Below are 23,218 nucleotides of genomic sequence, written 5' to 3' on the forward strand. Positions count from 1 at the left end.
AAAAACACCTACCTATTTAATGAATTACACGTTGTACCGAATAGATATCACGTATTTGTTTAATACGATCTACAATACGGTGTAGATGAGATACATCCGTTATTTTTATCGTCATATTGATTTTCGCGATTTTTTCCTTATCTGCTTTCCCGCTGACTGCGACCATAGGTGTTTTCGTCTCGGCTACGACCATCATCACTTCATTGAGAAGCCCTTGTCGATCGAATGCAGAAATCTCAATATCCACTTGGAAATCTTTCCTTTGTGCATTGGAGTCAACCGCCCATTCGACATCAATTAGCCTGTCAGATTCCTCTTCAGTAAAGATGTTCGGACAATCGGATCTATGAACGGATACTCCGCGACCTTTTGTGATAAAGCCAACAATATCGTCACCAGGGATTGGGTTGCAACATCTTGAAAGGCGGATTAGCAGATTCTCAAGCCCTCTAACGATAACGCCCGACTCAGTTGTCCGGACTTGTTGAGGGGCCTTCATATCTGAAACGATTTTGTCAATCGCGTCTTGTTGATCACGTTCCCTACGAATCTTTTCAGCAAGCCTATTGACAACCTGTTGTGCTGTGATTCCATTTGATCCAATTGCGGCATACATGTCCTCTTCAGAAGTGAAGCTGAATTTGTCGATAGTGCGCTGAATATTTTCAGGCGTCAGCACTGCTTTCGGGTCAAATTCCTGTAGCTTCACTTCTTTTTCGACCATTTCCGTGCCTCTTATAATATTCTCTTCTCTTAATTGCTTTTTGAAATATTGGCGGATTTTATTTCTTGCTTGGGAAGTATTCGCGATTTTCAACCAGTCACGACTTGGCCCGAATGATTGCTTAGATGTAAGAATTTCGACAATATCTCCTGTGAATAATTCGGTATCCAACGGAACCATTTTCCCATTCACTTTTGCACCTATGGTTCTATTTCCAACCTCGGAATGGACCCGATATGCAAAGTCGATTGGTACGGAGCCTTGCGGTATTTCTATTACATCCCCATTCGGTGTAAATACGTACACCATGTCCGAAAAAAGATCGAACTTCAATGATTCCATGAACTCCTCTGCATTGGAGGATTCGTTTTGAAATTCAAGAATTTCCCTGAACCATTTTAACTTCGAATCAATATTTCCCGGCTTTTCAGAAACTGATTTTCCTTCTTTATATGCCCAGTGTGCAGCAACCCCGTATTCTGCAATCCTATGCATTTCCGCGGTACGAATTTGCACTTCAAGTGGATCGCCCGCAGGACCCACAACAGTTGTGTGGATGGATTGATAAAGATTTTGCTTCGGCATTGCTATATAATCCTTAAACCTTCCTGGCATAGGCTTCCATAAAGTATGGATGATACCGAGGACTGCATAACAATCTTTTATGCTATTGACAATAATTCGGACTGCAAGAAGGTCATATATTTCATTGAACTCCTTTTGCTGAAGCACCATTTTCCTGTAGATGGAATACAAATGTTTTGGTCTTCCACTTATTTCGGCTTCAATATCCATATCACTTATTTCATCGCGAATTAAATCCATTACGTTCAATAAATAATTTTCACGTTCATCGCGCTTTTTCTTCATCATGTTAACAATCCGATAATACTGCTGAGGATTTAAATAACGGAGTGCAGTGTCTTCCAACTCCCACTTTATCGTCGAGATTCCAAGACGATGCGCAAGTGGGGCAAAAATATCCAATGTCTCTGCCGCTACCCTGCGTTGCTTTTCTTCCGGCACATGCTTTAGTGTGCGCATATTATGAAGACGATCCGCAAGCTTTATGAGAATGACTCTGATGTCCCTCGCCATTGCAACGAACATTTTACGGTGGTTCTCTGCCTGTTTCTCCTCATTCGACTTGAATTTCAGTCTTTCTAATTTTGTAACACCATCAACTAACATTGCAACTTCTTCTCCATAGTCGCGTATTATATCTTCCCTGCTGACGTCTGTATCTTCTACGACATCATGAAGGAAGCCCGCGGCAACAGTGGATGGGTCCATCTGTAATTCTGCTAAAATGCCAGCCACTTGGATGGGATGCAGAATATATGGCTCTCCAGAACTCCGAAACTGCCCCTCGTGAGCAGCCTTCGCCCCCTCATACGCCCTTTTGACGAACGCGACATGCTGCTCATTCATATAGGAAGCAATCAGTTCAAAAATTTCATCTGTCGTCATGTCACGGTTTTTCGCCATTTTACTACTCCTTTCGACCATTTCCGCAAAAAAAATTAAACATATTTCTATTGTATGTATAAATGGCTCATAATGTAAAGCCCCGAGAACAAAAAAAGATCCTCCGCAATTATACGAAAGACCCAATTACCTAATTATTAGTACGACATTAACGCTCGTACTTCATAACCTTTTAACTTTTCTCGACCGTTCAAATAGGAAAGTTCTATCAAAAACGCACAACCAGCAACAACTCCGCCTAACTTTTCAACAAGTTCAACTGTCGCACCAACCGTTCCACCAGTCGCAAGGAGATCATCTACTATTAAAACCCGTTGTCCAGGTTTAATGGCATCTGAATGAATTGTCAACTTATCTTTCCCATACTCAAGATCATATTCCACAGCAATCGTTTCACGAGGCAACTTCCCCGGTTTACGGACTGGAGCAAATCCTACTTCAAGCGCATAGGCAACAGGACATCCAATGATGAACCCCCTTGCTTCCGGTCCTACGATAATATCTGTGCCGACTTCTTTTGCAAATTCAACAATTTTGTCGGTAGCATATTTATAAGCTTCGCCATTATCCATAATTGTTGTTATATCCTTAAAACTAATACCCTCTTTAGGATAATCTGGCACGATTGTTACAAAACTCTTTAAATCCATAATTGTTCCTCCTTGTCGACTGTTTCTTTACAAATCTCATCAAACCAACTTTTCAATTCCATATATGGTGCATAAACAAGCTTATTTTCGAGTTCAATTTGTCTTTCCCTCTTTTGATAGGTAGGAGCTTCAGAAAGATTCTTCTTTACAGCATCCTCCCTAACGGTAGCAAGTCCATTCTCTATCTTAACAAATCCAAGCTCCGAAAACACCATTGTCATAAAATAAATTGTGTCAACCTTCCACCCTTTATGTTTAGATAATTCTTGGACCTGCTTTCGCAGATCAAAGGAACCTCGTTTTTTAAGAAAACTATAATACCAACCAAACTGTTCTCGAGTTGGAATCCCTTCAAAGTAGACCGATTCACTCACATGAAAATGGGCATATATCCGTTTAGGATTCGTATTGACGATTAACTCTTTTAACTGATCAGGAGTTTCAGGTATGTCCAAAAGAATCACATGGTCCGTTTCCATCAATTCGACTTGTCCAAATTGATGAATCTGGACATTGTTCAGCAAAGATTGAAAATGATCAACTGAAGATTCCTGAAAAGCAATGAAGAGATTATTTTTTTGAGGGATGATTGAAATCCACCTATTCGGTTCTCTAATCCCACGCAAATCAAATAATTGCCGTTCATCGGACTGTAAATCCGATAATAACAGTTGTGGTTTTTTTCGTCCATTCCACTCGTTCACTTGCAAGTCACCTGTAACGGATAATTTGACTCCCGGACTCATTTCATCTGCAATGGATCCATTCCCGAAACCGATTATATCTATACTGTTAGTCCCATCTGACAGTTCAAGTTTTAAATGATTTTTAGCAGAACCAATCTTTCGGATGTTCAGTGCAGAAAGATTCTCGATAAGGAAAACGGGCTTTTCAAAGGACACTCCAAAAGGTCGGAGCAGTTCCAATTTCTCTAACACATCAACCTCAATTTCACCTATTTCGAGTGGTACATCGACCTTCAATCGAGGTGTTAGTAAATCATCCGTCATACCCAATTTCCCTTGTTCATTCAAACGATCTCTTAATGAATTAATATCTTCAATTGATAGTGACATTCCGGCTGCCATTTCATGGCCTCCAAAATGCGGCAGTAAATCAGCGTTTTTCGACAGTTCCTTGAACAAATCAAAGCCTTGGATACTACGTCCAGATCCTTTTGCAATTCCTGATTCTTTGTCGATAGATAGCACAATTGAAGGTCGATAATACTTTTCAGTCAATCGAGACGCAACGATACCGACTACCCCTTGGTTCCATCCTTCCCCCGCAATGACGATAACATACGGCAGCATATCCCCGTACATTTCAACAAGCGCCCGATCTGCCTCATCTGCAATTTCAGTGACAAGCGCTTGCCTTTCTTTATTCAATGCATCTAATTGCTCCGCAATGGACATCGCTTCCATTTGATCAGTTGTCTTTAGTAGATGTACCGCCGAATCGGCACTGCCTAAACGTCCTGGAGCATTTAATCTGGGGCCGATCATAAAGCCCAATGATTCCTCATTTAAGGTAGATTGCTCAGTAGCGCTGATTTTCGCAAGCGCCTGGATGGCAGGTCTTTTTGACATACGCATCCGCCTTATCCCTTCCTTGACGATGAACCTGTTTTCATCTTTCAACGGAACTAAATCGGCAACGGTGCCGATTGCAGCTATCTCATACAACTCTTCAGGTACGTCCTCTAACAATGCACATGCTAACTTAAACGCAACACCGACGCCAGCCAACTCTCCGAAAGGATAATTCCCTTTAGGATGCCGCGGGTGGATAATCGCATCTGCAATCGGCAGTTCCTCACCGATTTCGTGGTGATCCGTAACGATGATATCCATTCCTACGGATTTCGCGTACGCTATTGCCTCATGTCCCGAGATACCATTATCTACAGTGATGATAAGAGAAGTACCCGCATTATGAATCTCATTAAACAATTCGATATTTGGACCATAACCATGTTCGAAACGATTAGGTATTCTAAAGTCGACATTTGCCCCTATTTGCTCAAGAGCGGTCGTCAATACAGTAACACTTGTAATTCCATCGGCATCATAATCGCCGTAGACAGTTATTTTTTCATTCGAACCAATAGCCTGCATGATTCGCGTAACCGCTTTTTCCATATCAAAAAGCAGAAAAGGATCATGCAGGCAACTTGTGTTCATATGTAAAAATGACTGAGCCTGTTCGACATCCGTAATCCCCCTCGACACAAGAATCTTTGCATGGATTGACGGAATGTTTAACTCGTTCATGAATAAATTTACAATATGTTCATCTGGACGATTAACTGTCCAGGTTTTCATCGATTCAATCAAAGCTCCTCACTTCCTTTACTGTTCATTATAAAGGATATAAGAGGCCATATAAAGGAATTATCCCGAATTAATAATTCGCTAATTCTTTTCCAAATTAAAAAAGCACCCACTTAACAGATGGATGCAAGATTACTGCTTTTCGTCAAGCTCACCATTTTCAACTTCGTGACCAACAAGTTGTTGCAAAGCAGCTATTTCATTTTGTTGTGTAGCAATCAAAATCTCCTTCGCTGTCATTTCCTTTTTCAACTCATTGATTTGACGATTTGCTGTAATCGACCTGAACATCGCAATGAATCCACTTATGGCTGCACCAAGAAGCGCAGTGAATAAAATGACAAGAATGAGTGGCAGATTTGCTTCTCCAAATAGATAATTCACTCGTACCGATTCTACGTTGAGTATAGCAAATAAAGCAATGATAATTGCAAAAAGAAGACTTACTATTAATGACCACTGCATCTTCATATCTCACCACTCACCTTCACGCAAAATAAAAAACAGGATATACAAGTATGTATACCCTGTTCCATTGAAGTTATAAACATCAAACAACAGGCTCGTCAGAACCCCATTGCTTTTTCTCTTTATCAACTTTTATAGATCCCAATTTTTGCAGTTCCTTTTTCTTCAAGTCATACCAGATTTGTGCCGAGATGAAAATGGATGAATAGGTTCCTGCAAGTAGACCAATCAACAATGCGATTGAGAATGGGCGGATTGCTTCCGCACCAAGTGCAATCAATGCTACTACAACAAAGATGACGGTCAAGACAGTATTCACCGAACGACCCAATGTTTGACGCAATGATTTATTGACAATTTCAGCCAACTCATTTGCATCTTTGATTTTGCCGACCTTATGCATGTTCTCCCGGATCCGGTCGAAAGTGACGATGGTATCATTGATGGAATAACCGATAATCGTCAGTACTGCGGCTATGAATGTGATATCCACTTCAAGCCTTGTAATACTGAAGACGGCAACCATGAAGAATGCATCATGGATCAGACCGATAATGGATGAAACACCCATCCGCCATTCAAATCGGAATGCAACATAGACGACGATACCAAGTGCAGCATAAAGCAATGCATAAAACGCATTTTTCACTAATTCCTTACCTACCGTATCGGAAACTGTTGAAATGTTAGGATCTGCGCCATATTGAGCTGCAAGATCCCTTTTGAATTTATTGACGGTTTCTTGTTTGAAATCTTCCTTATAACGTACAACACCAATATTGTCCGTATCTCCGGAAATAACAATATCCGTCGCAGGGTGGCCTAATTCTTCAAGCGACTTTGAGATTTCCTCGGTCGTTAACGTTTTATCCGATAGGATTTCGACACGTGTACCACCCGCAAAGTCGATTCCAAGATTCAACTTGAAGATTCCTAACACAATTATGCCTGTAACAATCAGTGCAATTGAAATGGCATAAAATTTCTTACGTGAATGAACAAAATCGAATCGATCGAATTTCGTTGTTAGATCAAGCGTGTCCATACCTTCTTCAATTGCATGGACTCGTTTTTTCGGAATACCGAAAAGTCCTGTTTTCCCGTCAAGAAGGCCGCTATTAACAAGAAACCCTAACAATAACCGTGATCCCCAAACAGCTGTCAAGAAGCTGACAAGGATACTGATAATGAGCATTGTAGCAAAACCTTTAACTGAGCTTGTCCCGAAAATGAATAAAACAACGGCTGCAAGCAAGGTTGTAATATTAGCATCCAAGATAGCGGTAAATGCAGATTTCGCCCCTGTAGTAAAGGCAGATTTCACTGACTTTCCTACCCGAAGTTCTTCTCTAATCCTTTCGTATGTAAGGATGTTGGCATCGACCGCCATACCGACCCCTAACATCAGGGCTGCAATACCCGGGAGTGTCAGAACACCATTAATGCCTGTGAAGACAACAAGGATCAGGAAGATATAGATCGATAATGTAACAACTGCAACAAAGCCAGGAATACGGTAATAGATCAGCATGAAGATGAAAATCAAAGAAATACCGATAATTCCTGCCAAAATCGTTTTATCCAACGCCTGTGCACCGAATTGAGCACCGACAGAAGTGGAGTAGATTTCTTCAAGATGGACTGGAAGGGCACCGGCATTCAAGATGCCAGCCAATTTCTTTGTTTCTTCAACAGTGAAGCTTCCTGAAATTTCAACGTTTGATGAATTGATTGTTTGTCTAACGGATGGTGCCGAAATGAACTTCTGCTTTCCAGGTTCTTTTTTAACTTCTTCCTTGAAGGAATCTACACCTTCAACAAAGTCCATCCAGATAACCATAACATTTCCAGGTTCCGGTATTTTGGCAATTTCCGACGTAACTTTTCCGAACTTGTCTGGATCTTTCATTTCAAGCGTAACAACCGGATTTCCATGTTCCCCGAAGTTAGCCTTTGCTTTACCTTCTTTCAAGTCAGTTCCATCCAAAAGAAGATTATCATCAACATCGCGGAATGTTAAATTCGCTTGAGTCGATAGAAGCTCACGAGCTTCTTCCTGATCCTCGACACCTGCCAATTGAACACGGATCCGGTTATTCGATTCAACTGTGATGACCGGTTCGCTTACACCAAGGACGTCTACCCTATTTCGTAAAGCGCCCGCAGTATCCACGACGACAGATTCAGTAATCTGCTGCCCTTCCTTAAGCGGCTGAACTTCATAGAGGACTTCGAATCCTCCTTGTAAATCGAGGCCAAGTCGTACATCTTCTATAATTGGTTTGACAGTAGCGCCCACGAGCGACCCGAACAATACAAGTACGAGTAAAAACGCCACTATCCTACTTCTTTTTTTCATAAAATAGTTCCCCCTCTGTACAGAGCGGTGTATTGATTGCTATGTACAGTTTTTTAAAAATACAATACTCCAATTATGAAACAGAGAAATGCATCTGTCAAATAGCTAAGTGTCAGTAATGTTACACGTTAACCCTTAAAGTCCAAAGTTTTCGGGGATAACAATAGTTGTAGCTCATCACTATTTAAATCTGAAAACCAATTTGCATCCCTTTGCTCCTCAATTTGAGTAAAAGTCATAAATTCAGCTGAAGTCAATCGAAGAATGCTGTTCACAATCTCGTGGATGGGCATTTCTTCGATATTTTTTTTACGCCATTTTCTACGGATGCAAAATTTCCAAATTTCTTCGTTTGTTACAGTCGGATAGCCATAAAGCCGGAATTCTTCCCTTTTGCTCTCAATTGCAGGCAATGCATGATTGAATTTTTCTTCAAATCGAATCGTCACTCTATCCCATCCTTTCCTGTTCAGTCGTAAATAGACAAACTTGTGCATAGATTTAGTGTAAACGAAATGACCGGAATTTAGAAGGAGTTGTTTATGAATGTCCACTTTCATCCGTGGAACCGCCATATTAATGATTGCAGTTTTTATGACCAAGCTATTAGGTTTTGTCTATCGTATCCAGTTTATGAGGGTGGCTGGTGAGGAGGCTGTAGGAATCTATATGACCGCCTATCCCGCCTTTATCTTTTTCCTATCGCTCGTCCAATTGGGCGTACCGATAGCAGTCGCCAAAGTGATTGCAGAATTGAAGGTAAAAGGTGAAACCGCCAAGTTGCCTGCGGTTATGAAGACAGCAACCGTTATTACGATTATTACCGGAATTATCTTCATACCATTATCCATTTTATTTATTCCCTATCTTTCAGAAACATTGTTAGGGAATGCCGCATCTTCCACAACATTATATGTCGGAATCGCCATCATACCGATTGCGGCTGTTTGCGGTCTGATAAGAGGGTACTTTCAAGGAATCGTTAGGATTGAAGAAACGGCTTGGTCTCAAATTATTGAACAAATTTTCCGGATCGTTTTAATAACTTGGATGTTGCCGATGTTCCTAACTCCAGATAACAACGCAATGAATGCCGCCTATGCAATGGGTATCACCTTACTTGCAGAAGGACTTTCAGCTTGTTATTTATGGTTCAAATATCACCAGCATAAGAAACGCGAACGAAATCCTATAGTTCAAAAGAGAGAAAAGTATCCAATGGGGCCAATCTTGTCGATTGCTCTACCTTCCTCAGGAAGCAGGTTATTCGGTACGTTTACTTGGTTTTTGGAGCCAATCATCTTTTTGCGCGCACTTTCTTTAGCTGGTGTCGGTGCGGTTGCTGCCACATCGCTTTACGGCATTATCTCTGGGGTTTTAATACCGTTACTGCTATTCCCTTCATTCATTCCCTACGCCTTGTCTGTTGTCCTTGTGCCAGCTGTGAGTGGGGCAGCTGCCTCCAGCAATAAAAAGAAGCTTCAAGAACGGATTCAACTGGCTTTACGTCTTTCAGCACTGACGGGTGCTTTTGCAGCGGCAGTATTTTATGTTCATGGACAGGAGTTAGCTGAAAAGTTATTCAAAATTTCCGAAGGCGGTTCCTATATGTCATTATTGGCTCCTGTCTTTTTCTTCTACTATATCCAAGGGCCGTTATATTCGATTTTGCAAGCTACCGGTGACGCAAAAGCCGGCATGATGAATTCTGTATATGGAGGAATTGCAAAATTAGGAGTGATGTTCATTTTGGCATCACAGCCTGGTTTGCAGGAAACAGGCGCTGTTCTCGCAATCGGCTTTGGCGTGCTGGTTACCTCATTCCTCCATATTGCTACTTTAAGGAAGAACAAAGCTGCCGCGGCCGGTTTTACAATGTTTGCTTTGCCATATGTATCATTCATCATGACGGCGGTCATGCGTCCTATTTTCGTTCCGATCGGACAATTCGGATTGTTGGTTGAATGTCTTGTTACAACGGCTTTCCTCCTTGTAATCCTCCTGTTATTTGGTCAAGTAAAGAAAAATGACGTATTAATGCTAAAAAGGCTTGTTAAACTTTATTGATATTCTTCTTTTAGTTGGAAATGCAGCACTTCATCTTCATAGGAGCAATAGAAAACCTGCTCGGCATCATTGACGCCTAATTCCCTTAATTCGTCAACGAGCCACCTCTCGGATTTTCCAATAATTTCGAGATGACGGCTTTGGATTACACCATCTGAAATGAGCGCAAGAACTGGCTGGGTTTGGTCATGCTTAAAAACCGAAAGATTTCCCGATGGCTCTAAGTAGGCATAGGAGACTTCACGTACTGAACCAATTTGCTGTTCACGAAGTTGTTGGAATAGATCATCCATATTATACCTTTGTTTCCTCATTTCCTTTTCTTGTATGACACCATTTTCAATGATTACAGTTGGATCTCCATCTACAAGATCTCTGAATTTCTTGCTCTTCAAAGAAATATAGGAAGTTAGCAGCTGGATACCTAAGAGGACGAGCATGGGTAATATTGTATGGCTTATTTTCTTATCGGGCGATTCAAGAGCAATTGCGACGACTTCCGCAATGATAACAAACACAACAACATCAATAACACTTAATTCCCCGACTTCACGTTTCCCCATTACTCGAAGAATTATTAATACGAGCACATACAAAAAAACAGTCCGAACTCCAATTATTAATAGATCATACAAAGTAATTCCTCCTATCCAAATAAGGATGTCTTATCTGAGGAAGGAATATACAAAATAAGAAAGAGGCAGCAACACAGTGAACTGTGTAACTGCCTCTTTAAACGTTTTTAAGATGCGCTTCCGTCAACAACACGGCCTACAGCTTGTCTATCGAATTGCAATGTTGTACCATCTGCAACTTTCAAGAATACAGAACCTTCATCAACTGCGTCGATTACGCCGTGGATACCGCCAATCGTGATAACTTTATCACCACGTTTTAAGCTCTCTTGCATTTGTTTCGTCTGTTTTTGCCTTTTTTGTGCAGGTCGAATCAGTAAAAACCACATGATTGCGAACATCGCGATAATTGGTAAAAAAGTACCTAATGAGTCACCCATATTATTCCCCCCTCTTCTCTCGGTTTATTATACAAGATTCAAAAGTTTTTTGCATTTGGTTTATTAAATCCATATTGCTCAAAAAACTCTTCCCGGAAATCTCCTAACCGATCATTTCGGATTGCATCCCTAATTTGCTCCATTAAATTTAATAAGAAATGGAGATTATGATAGGACGTCAATCGAATACCGAAGGTTTCACCCGCACGGATCAAATGCCTGATGTATGCCCTACTGTAATTTTTGCAAGTATAACAATCGCAGTTCGGATCCAATGGTCCGAAATCGCGCTCGTATTTCGCATTTTTCACAACGAGGCGTCCTTCGCTTGTCATAAGTGTTCCATTCCTAGCAATACGCGTTGGTAGAACACAGTCGAACATATCGACTCCGCGTATCGCACCATCGATCAATGAATCCGGAGAACCGACTCCCATCAAGTAACGCGGTTTGTTTTCCGGCAACAAAGGAGTTGTGAATTCAAGCGCACGGTTCATGACGTCTTTCGGTTCACCGACGGACAATCCTCCGATAGCATAACCCGGGAAGTCCAATGAGACAAGGTCCTTTGCACTCTGTTTACGAAGTTCCTCGAATTCGCCCCCTTGCACGATACCGAATAGTCCTTGATCCTCAGGACGGGCATGCGCCTTCAGGCAGCGTTCCGCCCATCTCGATGTCCGTTCGACACTCGCTTTCATATACTCAAATGTTGCAGGATAGGGAGGACATTCGTCGAATGCCATCATGATGTCCGAACCAAGAGCATTCTGAATTTCAGTCGCTTTTTCCGGGCTGAGGAACAGTTTGCTCCCATTCAAATGGTGGCGGAAATGGACACCTTCCTCTTCTATTTTGCGGAATTCACTCAATGAAAATACTTGAAAACCGCCTGAGTCCGTTAATATCGGCCGATCCCAATTCATGAATTTATGGAGGCCGCCAGCCTCTTTGATAACGTCATGTCCTGGTCTTAGCCAAAGATGATAAGTATTGCCAAGAATGATACCTGCACCCATCTCTTTTAATTCTTCAGGAGACATGGTTTTAACAGTCGCTTGTGTCCCTACAGGCATGAAAGCTGGAGTTTCAAATGAGCCATGCGGCGTATGGACGATTCCCAACCGAGCGCCTGTCTGTTTACACGTCTTAATATGTTCGTATGTGATTGCTGCCATTAATACTACCCTTTCTAATCAAGGAATATAATTCCCATTACTTTTTTGGAGGCTTTATAAACATTGCATCACCAAAACTGAAGAATCGGTATTTCTCTTTTACCGCTTCTTTATATGCAGCCAAAATATGGTCACGAGTTGCCATAGTCGATATTAACATAATTAACGTCGATTTCGGTAAATGGAAATTCGTCAACATCCCGTCAAGAATACTGAATTCATAGCCCGGATAGATGAAGATGGAAGTCCAACCGCTTGTCGGAATGATTTTCCCATCATTTTGCGAAGCGATTGTTTCGAGTGTACGGGCTGAGGTTGTACCGACAGCAATGATATTGCCGCCTTTTGACTTCGCGTCGTTAATCGCTTTTGCTGCACTTTCTGTTACATGATAATACTCCGAGTGCATCGTATGCTCTTCAATCGTATCAGAACTGACTGGGCGGAATGTACCTAACCCTACATGTAAAGTGATAAACTCGACACCAATGCCTTTTTCTTTAATTTCCTGCAAAATTTCTTCAGTGAAATGCAGACCGGCTGTAGGAGCCGCGGCTGACCCTCTTTCTTTTGCAAAAACCGTTTGATAACGTGATTGATCGTCTAGAGTTTCGGTGATGTAAGGAGGCAGGGGCATCTGTCCTAATTCATCCAATAGTTCATAGAAGATTCCTTCATAATGGAATTTGAATATCCTTCCACCTTGCTCAAGGATATCGGTGCATTCTGCCTGTAACCTACCATCACCGAACGATATGACAGTTCCGACTTTGACTCGTTTTGCAGGTTTCACAAGTGTTTCCCATTCATCTTGACCGTTTTCTTTCAAGAGGAGAACTTCGATTGATGCACCAGTCTCTTCTTTTACTCCGATCAAACGAGCGGGAAGAACTCGTGTGTCGTTCAGAACGATTACATCTCCCGCCTGTAGCTCATCGACAATTTGCCGGAACTTTTTATGTTCCACTTCCCCTGTAACTTTGTCTAATACCATTAGTCGGCTTGCCGTACGGTCTTTTAAAGGTGTTTGTGCTATTAGACTTTCCGGCAATTCAAAGTCGAAATCATTTACATCCATAATTTGTGAAGACTCCTTCTATCATTAACTGTTTTCATTAGTTTACCGTTTCTGGCGCAGGAAAGCCAAAATGGTCGTATGCAAGTTGTGTTGCGATTCTTCCGCGTGGTGTCCTTTGTAGGAAACCGATTTGCAGTAAATAGGGTTCGTAAACGTCCTCAATGGTGATGGATTCTTCCCCGATACTTGCTGCTATTGTATCAATTCCAACTGGGCCCCCACGAAATCTCTCGATCATGCCTAAGAGTAATTTATGGTCAATATGATCTAAACCATGGGAATCGACTTGTAGCATTTCAAGGGCTTCGTTTGCGATTTCAGAAGTAATGCTTCCATTGCCCCTTACTTGCGCGTAGTCCCGTACTCTTCTTAGAAGTCTGTTCGCGATTCGCGGTGTTCCCCTTGACCTTTTAGCGATTTCCATAGCTGCCCCTTCATCGATAACAACGTCGAATAGGTTTGCGCTTCTTGTGACAATCTCTTTTAAAGGCTTTTCTCCATAATATTCAAGACGAAGTGGTACGCCGAAACGATCCCTTAGAGGTGCGGATAAAGAGCCTGCTCTTGTTGTTGCTCCTATCAGTGTGAATGGAGGTAGGTCAAGGCGGATCGATTTCGCGGATGGCCCTTTACCGACTACTATGTCGAGGCAAAAGTCTTCCATAGCTGGGTAGAGCACTTCTTCGATTGATCGGTTCAGACGGTGGATCTCGTCGATGAAAAGAACATCGCCCGGTTCCAAAGATGAAACGACAGCTGCAAGATCCCCTGGTCGTTCAATAGCGGGGCCGCTTGTCATTTTCACGTTGACATCCATCTCATTGGCAATAACTGTTGCCAATGTAGTTTTCCCGAGTCCCGGCGGACCGTAAAGAAGGACATGATCCAGACTTTCATTCCTTCCTTTTGCAGCTTGGATGAAAATACTCAGATTGTCCTTTACAGTTTCCTGTCCAATATATTGTTTGAGCGTCTGCGGGCGCAACGATTGTTCGAAGCTATCGTCGAAACCAGATTGTTCACTTGAAATGACTCGCTCCATGCCTGCCCATTCCTCCTTTCAAATAGACTTCGGTTAATTCTGTTTCAATAGCAAGCGCAACGCAAGTTTCATATAGCCTTCTGTATCTAATTCTTCCTTTTGCATTGCTGTTCTAACTTTTGTCAGTTCCCGCTGCGAATAGCCAAGTGCCTGTAATGCAAGGATTGCTTCTTCCAACGCATCATTTTCAACCATAGACAAAAGTGTTGCTTCCTCATCGGGCATTTCAATTTCGGAAAATAAATCAGCTAACTTACCCTTCAAATCGAGGATCATCTGTCTTGCGGTCTTTTTACCGACACCTGGGAATTTGACCAAGAAAGTTTCGTCTTCCCGTTCAATTGCTCCTACGACCTGAGATGGGATGCCGCTCGCCAAAATTGCAAGTGCCCCTTTCGGACCGATTCCCGAAACAGTGATGAGTTTTTTGAACAGTTCGCGCTGTTCCAGCGATTTGAATCCTAATAACCACTGCATGTCTTCTCTTACATGCAAATACGTATATACTTGCTGAACCTCTTCTGTCCGGTGAAATGCATATGGATTAGGCGTCATAATCTGCCAGCCAACGCCCCCCTGCTCGAGCGTTATGTATTCTGGTGTCACACGTGTGACGATTCCTTTTATATAATCGTACAAATCCATTCTCCCCCTAAAGTATAGAAACTATTATAGCATACGAACGGATTTTCTATCTATAGATGTGATAAGGACTGGCCCACTTCAATTAAAAAAGCAAAAAAATAAGCCGCTGTCGAAGCGGCTTTGCATCAGTTAATTCATATTCCGTTCAACATCATACCATAGTTTCGGCCATGCAGAGAGGGCGCTTTCTGTAAAAGGTATGAGTTTCCTTGCAAGACTATACTGTTTGTTCTTAGGTAGGTTTAAAAGATGCAACCATTCCCTTAACAGCTCATTCGGATAAAACAACATGGATTTTGAAGCATTATCCAAATCATTCAAGGCAGATTGTTCCGCCAAGAGAAATTCAAGATTATAACCGACATTCGGAAGAACACGATGCATCCAAAGTGCAAGCTCAGTTCCGGAGGGACCCGTACACGCAAGATCAAAATCGATGAAGCGGATCAGTCCATTTTCATCACGCAAAATATTATGATGGACAACATCTCCGTGAAGTAGAGTCTGGCCAAAAGGTTGATGGTATTGCTTCTTTATCATAGGAAGTGCTTTTTTCCCGAAAAGAATAATATCATCAACCGTCTTTTTACCAAGATAGTTTTCACAGGACAAACGATTATCAATGAAACGCTCCAGTCTTTCTTGCCATTTATCAATCAGCTGGTATCTGTGAAGATACTGGGAAGCATCCCAATCAATCTGCTCTTTTGTTTGATGTAATGCTTGAAGAGCCAACAGGGAATCCGTACGGTCTGCCCTTCTCCTGAAGTTGACCGGTTTTGTCCCTTCAATCCAAGGCTGCATGATGTATAAAGGATCTTCCGTAGAAATGATCGGCACAATATGCGGAAATCGTATAGCTTGTAGTTGTCGGTGGACATACTCCACTTTCACTGCCGTTGATCGGGCTTTATATTTCTTTAACGAATAGGCGGCTTCGCCTTCCACTAACTTCCAAACATTTTCCTTTACTTTCCGGATATTTTTTTCCAGCGCCATACGCCGGTCAGCATCCGCAGCCGTTATTATCCATCGGATTGAATTGTTGCATTGGATACATTTGGGTTGGGTACATTTGATTCATCGGATACATTTGTTGCATCGGCATTGATTGCATCGGCATCGGTTGCATTGGTTGCATTGGTTGCATTGGTTGCATTGGTTGCATTTGTTGCATTTGTTGCATTGGCATCGTTTGCATCGGTTGCATAGGCATCATATTCATCGGCAAAAAGCATGGAAAATTCATAGGGTATTGATGGCACTCACAAGAACAAGGTGTTTGCCATTGATAATTTGCTCCAAACATTTCCTGCGGATTCATCATACCACCTTGATTTGGTTGGAATTCCGGCGAAATCATTTGCGGAATATATGCCTGTTCAGGCGGGCAATTCACCATTTCCTCGAAATTTGGTAGTTGCATTGTTGGAGACTCCGTCAACTCCCAACCACTTATCGGATATTCTGGTGAAGCTCCTACCCCACTACCAGGAATAATTGGGGACTCTTCGAATTCCTCTGATTCCTCACTAATATCCATTAAAGGCGGCTTTACTCCCAACTGAGCAGGGAAGGTTGGAACTTCAGGTATCTGCGGCGGCATCTGCATTTCCGGTTGTGGTGAAGGCGGTATAAAACTCGGTTGGGTAAATGCTGGTTGGGTAATCGGGAAGCAATCAGCATCATATATTGGCACCCAACCACAAGGCATCGGCATGATCGGTTGATAACAACAAGGCATAGGCATCGGCATAGGCATAGGCATCGGGATTGGCATTGGCTGTGCAGTAGGCGGTTGCATTACGGGTGGGGCTGGTTGCTCCATTACCGGTGGAGCAGTTGGCTGCTCTACAGGTGGCATCGGCGGCTGCATGACCGGAGGCTTTTCTAATACAGGCGGCAAAGGAATAGGCGGCTTCATTTGCGGCGGCTTTGCCGGTTGCTTCGGCGCTGAAGGCTTTACCGGATGTGTGGGTTTCTCCATTGGCGGCGCTGCAGGTTGATGATGGTGTTTCTCCATTGGCGGCACTGCAGGTTGATGATGGTGTTTCTCCTTTGGCGGCGCTGCAGGTTGATGATGGTGTTTCTCAGGCATTTTTTCCGGACCTTTCCCACTCGACTTATGTTCCGCCTTCTTCGGCAGGAATATCTTCATACCCGGTACAATATAATCCGGGTTCGCTAAATGGGCATTGACCCTTTTCAATTCTTCAAAAGGGATACCGTACTGTCGTGCAATCTTCCACAACGTATCCCCTTTTACAACAATATGGACATCCACTAACAAAATCCCCCTTCCATCAATCCATCGTATGAATGAACGCCCGTCTATGTGACGCAATTTCGTGATTGGCGCCCTCTCTCATACTATGTATATTGCAGAAAAGGGTCTATTATTCATCAAAAGCAAAGGTTATCCATTTAACACAAAACACCCTTGAACCGAAATAATTCAGTTCAAGGGTATTGGTTAATACGTATAATACGAGCCGAATGAGCGAACGGAGCAATTCAACGCCGCAAGCTCCTCAAGGGCACCTTTCATCATTGGTTGCTCTTCGTTTTCCATTACATCTATTATGAAAAAATAATTTCCTAATCCCGTCTTCATAGGCCTGGATTCAATTTTACTAAGATTGAGTTTACGCCAAGCAAAGACGGAAAGAATTTGGTGAAGTACCCCAGATCGATCGTCCTCAGGCAATTTCACCATTAAGGTTGTTTTTGCTCTTTCTGAATGGTTAGGAAGATCCAAATGACCTTTTCGAAGGGACAAAACAACAAATCGGGTATGGTTAAAATGGAAATCATGTATATTTTCTTCTGCTATATGTAGGTTGTATTTTTCAGCCGCCAATCGATTGCCAATGGCCGCTATACTAAGTTCCGGATTTTCGGAAACGTGTTTTGCCGCAGCTGCTGTTGATGTAGTCTGCATCAATGGTGTACGCCGATAATGATATTGCAGATATTTATGGCATTGAGCAAGTGCTACCGGATGGGAATGTATTGATTCAATTTGTCCTGATTTTTCCTTCATTTTTTTATTCACCATGAGATGCTGTTCAATCGCCATCGATATTTCAGCATTGATAAATAACTCGCTACCATGGAATAAATAATCGATTGTCATCGGAACTGAACCTTCCAAAGCATTTTCGAGGGGAACAATTGCATAAGCGACCTTCCCCTCCTCCACTGCTTCTATACAATCCGGTATGGTTGGTTGTGGAACAAGGCCTGCACTTCCAAAAAGGGTTGTTGCTGCAATATGTGTAAAAGACGCTTCCGGTCCCAAATAGGCGACCGTCGGCTTGTATTGCGTTTCAGACATTATCTGTTCCTCCCAATTCTCTACCTGCAAGTACAGTTTTATTTTTATAGGTTATAACGCACCAGAGCTGATCAAATGGACGGAGTCAATGAAATTCGGGGCTTTCAACCGTTGCATGAACTCCTCCATCCTGATCTCCATTTCTGTTACATCCAGTGACAGCGTAATATTCGCACGCCCCTGCACCGGTATTGTCTGGTGAATTGTCAGCACATTACATCTTGCTTCCGAGATGACACGGAGCAACAACGCAAGTGAACCCTTCCGATCCTCTAATTGGATGAAAATTGTTAAGACGCGCTCGCGTGCAATCGATTCAAACGGGAAGACAGTATCCTTATATTTATAGTAAGCACTTCTTGAAAGCCCAACCCGCTTAGTCGCCTCTTGAATCGTTCTTTCTTCTCCGCTAGCTAACAGTCTTTTCGCTTCAAGCATTTTCAACATCGATTCCGTGAGTACATCTTCTCTAACAAGATAAAATTGACCTTCCCCCAATTGTTTCATTGAAAGCCTCCTTGCCACATTTCAATAACTTTAATGGACATTATTCAAGGAATTCAAATTCAAAATCGAGGAGTCTTACAGTATCCCCGTCTTTTGCACCGCGTTCGCGAAGTGCATCATCGACTCCCATTCCGCGCAATTGACGAGCAAATTTACGGACGGATTGATCGAAGTTGAAATCAGTCATCTTAAATAGACGTTCAATTGAATAGCCTGAAAGTACAAATGCACCATCATCATCACGGGTGATTTTGAAGTCCGCTTCTTCTTTTTCGTGTTTATAAAGAACAGATCGGTTTTCTTCCTCTTCTTCATCCTCGATTTCGTACATCGGGAACTCAGGAGTCGTTTCAAGCAGATCGGCAACCGCAAATAGAAGCTGATCCAATCCTTCACGAGCAACCGCTGAAATAGGGAAGATTAATGCATCTTCATCAGCAAGCTTTTCTTTGAATTCCTTTAGATTTTCTTCGGCATCAGGCATGTCCATTTTGTTTGCAACTATAATTTGTGGACGTTCCATCAATCGCAAATTATATTTTTCCAATTCCTCATTGATTGTATTGAAATCTTCATAAGGGTCTCGGCCTTCAAGTCCTGACATGTCAACAACATGAATAATGACACGCGTCCGTTCGATATGTCGTAAAAACTGGTGACCAAGTCCGACCCCTTCATGCGCACCTTCAATAAGGCCTGGTAAATCTGCAAGCACAAAAGTCCTTCCACCTTCAAGCTCCACCATGCCGAGATTTGGTACAAGCGTGGTGAAATGATAATCTGCAATTTTCGGTTTTGCTGCGGAAACAACTGATAATAAAGTCGACTTCCCTACACTTGGGAAACCAACCAATCCCACGTCAGCAAGAACTTTCAATTCAAGGGTAACTTCTCTTTCAACTCCCGGCTCCCCCTTTTCAGAAAGTTCAGGTGCAGGGTTTTGAGGTGTTGCGAAGCGTGAGTTCCCACGCCCTCCACGGCCGCCTTTCGCGATGACGGCGGTCTGACCGTGCTCGACAAGATCCGCAATGATAATACCGTTCTCTACGTCTTTTACAATCGTGCCCGGCGGTACTTTAACGACCATGTTTTGTCCGCCCTTGCCATGCATGTTCTTACTTCCTCCATGCTCCCCACGAGGAGCTTTGAAATGTCGTTGGTAACGGAAATCCATAAGTGTCCGTAAACCTTCATCGACGATGAAAACGACGTCTCCGCCTTTTCCGCCATCTCCTCCGGCAGGTCCTCCGTACGCGATGTATTTCTCACGTCTGAATGCAACCATTCCATCCCCGCCGTTACCGCCTTTAACATATACCTTTACATGATCGACAAACATGTTTACTTCCTCCTATTGTCCACTGATTGTGAACGTCCATTGCTTATCCTGCTTTTTTTCGCTCACTTCAAAACCGTTTTCAACCATTGGAATTGGTGGAACGTCTTTGAGTGGACCGTCTATTGTTAACTGAATGGACCAATGTGTTTCACTGGCATTCACAGTTATTCGAACGCGATATTCTTCCATAGGATCTACAATTGTTTTAAGATTGTTGATCAAACGCTCCAAATAACTAGCTACTTGTGCATCATCAGCGGACCGTTCACCAGCTGTAATGTGGCATTGTAGTTCTTTTGAAAAGACAGTATGCCTCCATTCGAATGTGGTTAACCAAACTTCCGTTTCGGGCAAGCGGAGTTTTTCTAACATCGAAAGCTGTCTCATGCGTTCTGTTGTGTTCATTAATGTTTTTCTTGCCTCGGACGTTTTGTCAAGGTCGAGGTATAGTAACATTAGTTGTAAATCGTTTAAAAAATCGTGGCGTGCAAACTTTAATGCTTTTCCCAATGTCAGATTATCGGATCCCATTTTATCACCGCCAAAAGTTTCATACTATACAGTATAGCATTTTGAATATGGGTTTCGCCAAATATAAAAAGGACTGCACGGTAATATGCAGTCCTTTCAATGTTAGTGATAACATTAAGCTTCTTGAGCTTCAGGGTATACGCTAACTTTTTTCTTGTCGCGGCCAAAACGTTCAAAACGAACTACGCCGTCAACTTTCGCAAAAAGTGTATCGTCCCCGCCGCGGCCAACGTTTTCACCTGGGTGAATTTTTGTTCCGCGTTGGCGATAAAGGATAGAGCCGCCTGAAACGAATTGTCCGTCAGCGCGCTTTGCGCCAAGACGTTTCGAATGAGAGTCACGACCGTTCTTTGTAGAACCTACCCCTTTTTTCGATGCGAAAAACTGGAGATCCAAACGTAACATAAGTGCCACCTCCTATCGGTTGAAAATAAGTTTTATATGTTGCCCGTAATCTTGTTCAATCGTCTGTAATGAAACAATCATTGCCTTCACGATTAGTTGGATTTCATCGTCTTTCTCCGTTTCCGGAAAAACTGCTTTGAGATAACCTCCATCAGATCCTTGTTGGATTTCAGGTGTTATTCCAGTGAGTGCAATGACAGCATTAACGGCTCCGAATGAAACCGCAGAAGCTCCTGCACAGACGAGATCTTTTCCATGTTCAGCGAAATCAGCATGGCCTTTCATCTCAAAAGAGCTGATACGACCCGATTGTTGTTCATTAATAATGATTTTGATCATGCCGGCTTACGCGTTGATGCCTTCGATGACAACTTTAGTGTATGGCTGACGATGACCTTGCTTTTTGTGGTAGTTCTTTTTCGGCTTGTATTTGAAAACAGTGATTTTCTTAGCACGGCCTTGTTTAACGATTTTAGCCGTTACAGAAGCACCTTCCACGAATGGAGCGCCAACTTTCACGTCTTCTCCACCAACGAATAGAACTTTGTCGAATGTTACAGTTTCTTCAGCTTCGCCGACTAATTTCTCGATGAAGATTTCTTGACCTTTTTCGACTTTGATTTGTTTTCCACCAGTTTCAATGATTGCGTACATACTTGCACCTCCTCTATAGACTCAGACTCGCCTTCAAAGGTGATCCTAACGGATGCTTGTACCTTGTCAGTGCGGTTGTAGCACGGGTGCTACAAACAATAACATTAAAATATTACCACGTGGAAGTTATGACGTCAACTGTTTTCTTTTTAACAGCTCATAAGCTCTTTCATATTTTCGGAACTTAAAAGCGGATATATTTTGTATCAATAAAAATAAAGCAAGTGCAATTGCTAAAACAGTTTTTGGCCAACCAATAAATAATAATAGGATTAATACGCATAAAATTGAAATCGAATAAATTAAAAATGCTGACCTGACTTTATATCTATTGGCATCACTTTCAATAAGAGCGCTAATAGCCTGTCCACCATCTAACGGTAAAACAGGCAATAGATTTACTAGCAGAATGGCAAGTTGGATACGTATGAACTGATCGCTGCCTGGAAACATTATGAGTAATCCCAGGCCAAGGAGAATTGCCGTTGCGATTGGTCCACCCATTGCGACCATCACTCTTTCTTTTTTTCCATAGAGATACCTGTTTGGAATCTGCAATTCTCCTCCATAAGGCATTATCGTGCATATACGTACTTTCATACCTGAGAGCCTTGCGGCAATGATGTGGCCAGTCTCATGTACAAGCAACGAAATGAAGATGAGTGCATAAAAAGCCAGTCCGCCCGATATGAAGAGCAAAAGGAAAAAGGGCGCTAAAATGGGATGAAGTCGAAGCCTCATTTACTGTCTTCCGAGAAATAAGTTGCCAGTATTGCAGCATCAAGTATAGTTCCTTCCCGCTTCACTTTTAAATAGATTGCTTCATCATTCATCAATGCGAGCGTGTCCCCCTTTTTTACGGTTGAATAGGGAAGTTTTTGTAAGGTCCCAACAAATCCGTACGTTACTTCATCGCCATCCTCGTATAATACTGTAATCGTTTTGCCTGATTGACGGGTAAAACCAGTAAATACTACGAGCCCGTCCCCTTGTGCGATGATCGGCATTGCATTTGTATATGAAACGATTACGCCATCCTTATAGGGTTGCATTGATTCATATGCAGCAAATGGGGGTTCCTCAATACTATCAGATACTGCAATGGTATCTTCTTTTGAATCGCCGATGAGTGAGGAGACCCATTTTTTCATAACGATGAAATCTTTACCCGTCGTTATATATTGGGTAACCGGTTTGTTAATGATGCCTATTTCCTCCAATTTGGCAAAGCTGAATACACCAATTGCTACAATTATTGCTAACACCCACTTTGTTTTCCATTTCACCCCGCCACACCACCTTTTTTCTCAGTATATGACGGTAGTTCTATGAATATTATGGGCAAATGAGTTGATTCTTATCTTTTATAAAACTACACGGGATTTCCGCTTCAAT

Annotated in this window: 24 protein-coding genes and 1 other annotated feature; of the genes, 1 reads left to right on the forward strand and 23 read right to left on the reverse strand. The window is 42.4% G+C overall.

What is annotated here, in order from left to right:
• Positions 1–16: 16 nt before the first annotated feature.
• From P5G49_RS06390 to P5G49_RS06415, 6 genes are all read right to left on the reverse strand, one after another.
• Positions 17–2,212, reverse strand: coding sequence for a RelA/SpoT family protein (locus tag P5G49_RS06390; protein WP_301242660.1), 2,196 nt, complete (start codon positions 2,210–2,212; stop codon positions 17–19).
• Between the two features lie 137 nt (positions 2,213–2,349).
• Entirely contained in the window at positions 2,350–2,862 is a 513-nt protein-coding gene (locus P5G49_RS06395; RefSeq protein WP_301242661.1) for an adenine phosphoribosyltransferase, read from the reverse strand.
• The gene (gene recJ, locus P5G49_RS06400) at positions 2,853–5,201 is read right to left on the reverse strand and encodes a single-stranded-DNA-specific exonuclease RecJ (protein WP_301242662.1); all 2,349 of its coding nucleotides are present in this window, start codon (positions 5,199–5,201) and stop codon (positions 2,853–2,855) included. The genes P5G49_RS06395 and recJ overlap by 10 nt, the downstream gene beginning before the upstream one ends.
• 129 nt (positions 5,202–5,330) lie before the next feature.
• On the reverse strand, positions 5,331–5,669 hold the full coding sequence (locus tag P5G49_RS06405) for a LapA family protein (protein WP_301242663.1): 339 nt from the start codon (positions 5,667–5,669) through the stop codon (positions 5,331–5,333).
• 79 nt (positions 5,670–5,748) lie between these two features.
• The gene (gene secDF, locus P5G49_RS06410; protein WP_301242664.1) at positions 5,749–8,025 is read right to left on the reverse strand and encodes a protein translocase subunit SecDF; all 2,277 of its coding nucleotides are present in this window, start codon (positions 8,023–8,025) and stop codon (positions 5,749–5,751) included.
• A gap of 128 nt (positions 8,026–8,153) precedes the next feature.
• Positions 8,154–8,474 carry a post-transcriptional regulator gene (locus P5G49_RS06415; RefSeq protein ID WP_301242665.1) on the reverse strand — a complete coding sequence of 107 codons (321 nt, stop codon included), beginning with the start codon at positions 8,472–8,474 and terminating at the stop codon, positions 8,154–8,156.
• A gap of 97 nt (positions 8,475–8,571) precedes the next feature.
• On the opposite strand from P5G49_RS06415, the gene P5G49_RS06420 reads away from it, so the two are divergent.
• A complete protein-coding gene (locus P5G49_RS06420; protein WP_301242666.1) occupies positions 8,572–10,092 on the forward strand; it encodes a putative polysaccharide biosynthesis protein in 1,521 nt (506 codons plus the stop codon).
• Here P5G49_RS06420 and P5G49_RS06425 read toward each other — a convergent pair.
• The 17 genes from P5G49_RS06425 to P5G49_RS06505 form a co-directional block, all read right to left on the reverse strand.
• On the reverse strand, positions 10,086–10,727 hold the full coding sequence (locus tag P5G49_RS06425) for a DUF421 domain-containing protein (RefSeq protein ID WP_301242667.1): 642 nt from the start codon (positions 10,725–10,727) through the stop codon (positions 10,086–10,088). The genes P5G49_RS06420 and P5G49_RS06425 overlap by 7 nt on opposite strands.
• A gap of 107 nt (positions 10,728–10,834) precedes the next feature.
• Positions 10,835–11,107, reverse strand: a complete 273-nt coding sequence (gene yajC / locus P5G49_RS06430) for a preprotein translocase subunit YajC (protein ID WP_301242668.1) — start codon at positions 11,105–11,107, stop codon at positions 10,835–10,837.
• Between the two features lie 38 nt (positions 11,108–11,145).
• Positions 11,146–12,285, reverse strand: coding sequence for a tRNA guanosine(34) transglycosylase Tgt (tgt, locus tag P5G49_RS06435; RefSeq protein ID WP_301242669.1), 1,140 nt, complete (start codon positions 12,283–12,285; stop codon positions 11,146–11,148).
• 37 nt (positions 12,286–12,322) lie between these two features.
• On the reverse strand, positions 12,323–13,363 hold the full coding sequence (gene queA, locus P5G49_RS06440; protein ID WP_301242670.1) for a tRNA preQ1(34) S-adenosylmethionine ribosyltransferase-isomerase QueA: 1,041 nt from the start codon (positions 13,361–13,363) through the stop codon (positions 12,323–12,325).
• 37 nt (positions 13,364–13,400) lie between these two features.
• Positions 13,401–14,405, reverse strand: coding sequence for a Holliday junction branch migration DNA helicase RuvB (ruvB, locus tag P5G49_RS06445; protein ID WP_301242671.1), 1,005 nt, complete (start codon positions 14,403–14,405; stop codon positions 13,401–13,403).
• A 33-nt stretch (positions 14,406–14,438) separates the two neighbouring features.
• Positions 14,439–15,044 (reverse strand): Holliday junction branch migration protein RuvA, encoded by a 606-nt coding sequence (ruvA, locus tag P5G49_RS06450; protein ID WP_301242672.1) that lies wholly within the window; start codon positions 15,042–15,044, stop codon positions 14,439–14,441.
• A gap of 135 nt (positions 15,045–15,179) precedes the next feature.
• Complete coding sequence (locus P5G49_RS06455; RefSeq protein WP_301242673.1) at positions 15,180–16,049, reverse strand: aminoglycoside phosphotransferase family protein; 870 nt, start codon at positions 16,047–16,049, stop codon at positions 15,180–15,182.
• Positions 16,050–16,056: 7 nt separating this feature from the next.
• Positions 16,057–17,334: a LysM peptidoglycan-binding domain-containing protein gene (locus P5G49_RS06460; RefSeq protein WP_301242674.1), complete on the reverse strand. Its 1,278-nt coding sequence runs from the start codon at positions 17,332–17,334 to the stop codon at positions 16,057–16,059.
• A 189-nt stretch (positions 17,335–17,523) separates the two neighbouring features.
• The gene (gene pheA, locus P5G49_RS06465; RefSeq protein WP_301242675.1) at positions 17,524–18,387 is read right to left on the reverse strand and encodes a prephenate dehydratase; all 864 of its coding nucleotides are present in this window, start codon (positions 18,385–18,387) and stop codon (positions 17,524–17,526) included.
• 51 nt (positions 18,388–18,438) lie between these two features.
• Complete coding sequence (locus P5G49_RS06470; RefSeq protein WP_301242676.1) at positions 18,439–18,894, reverse strand: ACT domain-containing protein; 456 nt, start codon at positions 18,892–18,894, stop codon at positions 18,439–18,441.
• Positions 18,895–18,934: 40 nt separating this feature from the next.
• Entirely contained in the window at positions 18,935–20,233 is a 1,299-nt protein-coding gene (obgE, locus tag P5G49_RS06475) for a GTPase ObgE (RefSeq protein ID WP_301242677.1), read from the reverse strand.
• Between the two features lie 12 nt (positions 20,234–20,245).
• On the reverse strand, positions 20,246–20,764 hold the full coding sequence (locus P5G49_RS06480; protein WP_301242678.1) for a Spo0B domain-containing protein: 519 nt from the start codon (positions 20,762–20,764) through the stop codon (positions 20,246–20,248).
• Between the two features lie 114 nt (positions 20,765–20,878).
• Positions 20,879–21,169 (reverse strand): 50S ribosomal protein L27, encoded by a 291-nt coding sequence (gene rpmA, locus P5G49_RS06485; RefSeq protein WP_191692692.1) that lies wholly within the window; start codon positions 21,167–21,169, stop codon positions 20,879–20,881.
• A gap of 12 nt (positions 21,170–21,181) precedes the next feature.
• Positions 21,182–21,508: a ribosomal-processing cysteine protease Prp gene (locus P5G49_RS06490; protein WP_301242679.1), complete on the reverse strand. Its 327-nt coding sequence runs from the start codon at positions 21,506–21,508 to the stop codon at positions 21,182–21,184.
• Positions 21,509–21,514: 6 nt separating this feature from the next.
• Positions 21,515–21,823: a 50S ribosomal protein L21 gene (rplU, locus tag P5G49_RS06495; RefSeq protein ID WP_251694297.1), complete on the reverse strand. Its 309-nt coding sequence runs from the start codon at positions 21,821–21,823 to the stop codon at positions 21,515–21,517.
• A 13-nt stretch (positions 21,824–21,836) separates the two neighbouring features.
• Positions 21,837–21,910: a sequence feature (ribosomal protein L21 leader region), on the reverse strand.
• Positions 21,911–21,949: 39 nt separating this feature from the next.
• On the reverse strand, positions 21,950–22,564 hold the full coding sequence (locus P5G49_RS06500; RefSeq protein ID WP_301242680.1) for a site-2 protease family protein: 615 nt from the start codon (positions 22,562–22,564) through the stop codon (positions 21,950–21,952).
• The gene (locus tag P5G49_RS06505; protein WP_301242681.1) at positions 22,561–23,109 is read right to left on the reverse strand and encodes a M23 family metallopeptidase; all 549 of its coding nucleotides are present in this window, start codon (positions 23,107–23,109) and stop codon (positions 22,561–22,563) included. The genes P5G49_RS06500 and P5G49_RS06505 overlap by 4 nt, the downstream gene beginning before the upstream one ends.
• Between the last annotated feature and the right edge of the window lie 109 nt (positions 23,110–23,218).

The organism is Sporosarcina highlanderae (genome assembly GCF_030433715.1).
In the GTDB taxonomy this organism is placed as follows: Bacteria; Bacillota; Bacilli; order Bacillales_A; family Planococcaceae; genus Sporosarcina; species Sporosarcina highlanderae.

What these genes read in the sequence shown, in the direction of transcription:
- P5G49_RS06390 (WP_301242660.1), bottom strand. Translation starts at nt 2,212, where the DNA reads ATGGCGAAAAACCGTGACATGACGACAGATGAAATTTTTGAACTGATT.
- P5G49_RS06395 (WP_301242661.1), bottom strand. Translation starts at nt 2,862, where the DNA reads ATGGATTTAAAGAGTTTTGTAACAATCGTGCCAGATTATCCTAAAGAG.
- P5G49_RS06405 (WP_301242663.1), bottom strand. Translation starts at nt 5,669, where the DNA reads ATGAAGATGCAGTGGTCATTAATAGTAAGTCTTCTTTTTGCAATTATC.
- secDF (WP_301242664.1), bottom strand. Translation starts at nt 8,025, where the DNA reads ATGAAAAAAAGAAGTAGGATAGTGGCGTTTTTACTCGTACTTGTATTG.
- P5G49_RS06420 (WP_301242666.1), top strand. Translation starts at nt 8,572, where the DNA reads ATGTCCACTTTCATCCGTGGAACCGCCATATTAATGATTGCAGTTTTT.
- yajC (WP_301242668.1), bottom strand. Translation starts at nt 11,107, where the DNA reads ATGGGTGACTCATTAGGTACTTTTTTACCAATTATCGCGATGTTCGCA.
- tgt (WP_301242669.1), bottom strand. Translation starts at nt 12,285, where the DNA reads ATGGCAGCAATCACATACGAACATATTAAGACGTGTAAACAGACAGGC.
- queA (WP_301242670.1), bottom strand. Translation starts at nt 13,363, where the DNA reads ATGGATGTAAATGATTTCGACTTTGAATTGCCGGAAAGTCTAATAGCA.
- ruvB (WP_301242671.1), bottom strand. Translation starts at nt 14,405, where the DNA reads ATGGAGCGAGTCATTTCAAGTGAACAATCTGGTTTCGACGATAGCTTC.
- P5G49_RS06455 (WP_301242673.1), bottom strand. Translation starts at nt 16,049, where the DNA reads ATGGCGCTGGAAAAAAATATCCGGAAAGTAAAGGAAAATGTTTGGAAG.
- pheA (WP_301242675.1), bottom strand. Translation starts at nt 18,387, where the DNA reads ATGTCTGAAACGCAATACAAGCCGACGGTCGCCTATTTGGGACCGGAA.
- P5G49_RS06470 (WP_301242676.1), bottom strand. Translation starts at nt 18,894, where the DNA reads ATGAAACAATTGGGGGAAGGTCAATTTTATCTTGTTAGAGAAGATGTA.
- obgE (WP_301242677.1), bottom strand. Translation starts at nt 20,233, where the DNA reads ATGTTTGTCGATCATGTAAAGGTATATGTTAAAGGCGGTAACGGCGGG.
- P5G49_RS06480 (WP_301242678.1), bottom strand. Translation starts at nt 20,764, where the DNA reads ATGGGATCCGATAATCTGACATTGGGAAAAGCATTAAAGTTTGCACGC.
- rpmA (WP_191692692.1), bottom strand. Translation starts at nt 21,169, where the DNA reads ATGTTACGTTTGGATCTCCAGTTTTTCGCATCGAAAAAAGGGGTAGGT.
- P5G49_RS06490 (WP_301242679.1), bottom strand. Translation starts at nt 21,508, where the DNA reads ATGATCAAAATCATTATTAATGAACAACAATCGGGTCGTATCAGCTCT.
- rplU (WP_251694297.1), bottom strand. Translation starts at nt 21,823, where the DNA reads ATGTACGCAATCATTGAAACTGGTGGAAAACAAATCAAAGTCGAAAAA.
- P5G49_RS06500 (WP_301242680.1), bottom strand. Translation starts at nt 22,564, where the DNA reads ATGAGGCTTCGACTTCATCCCATTTTAGCGCCCTTTTTCCTTTTGCTC.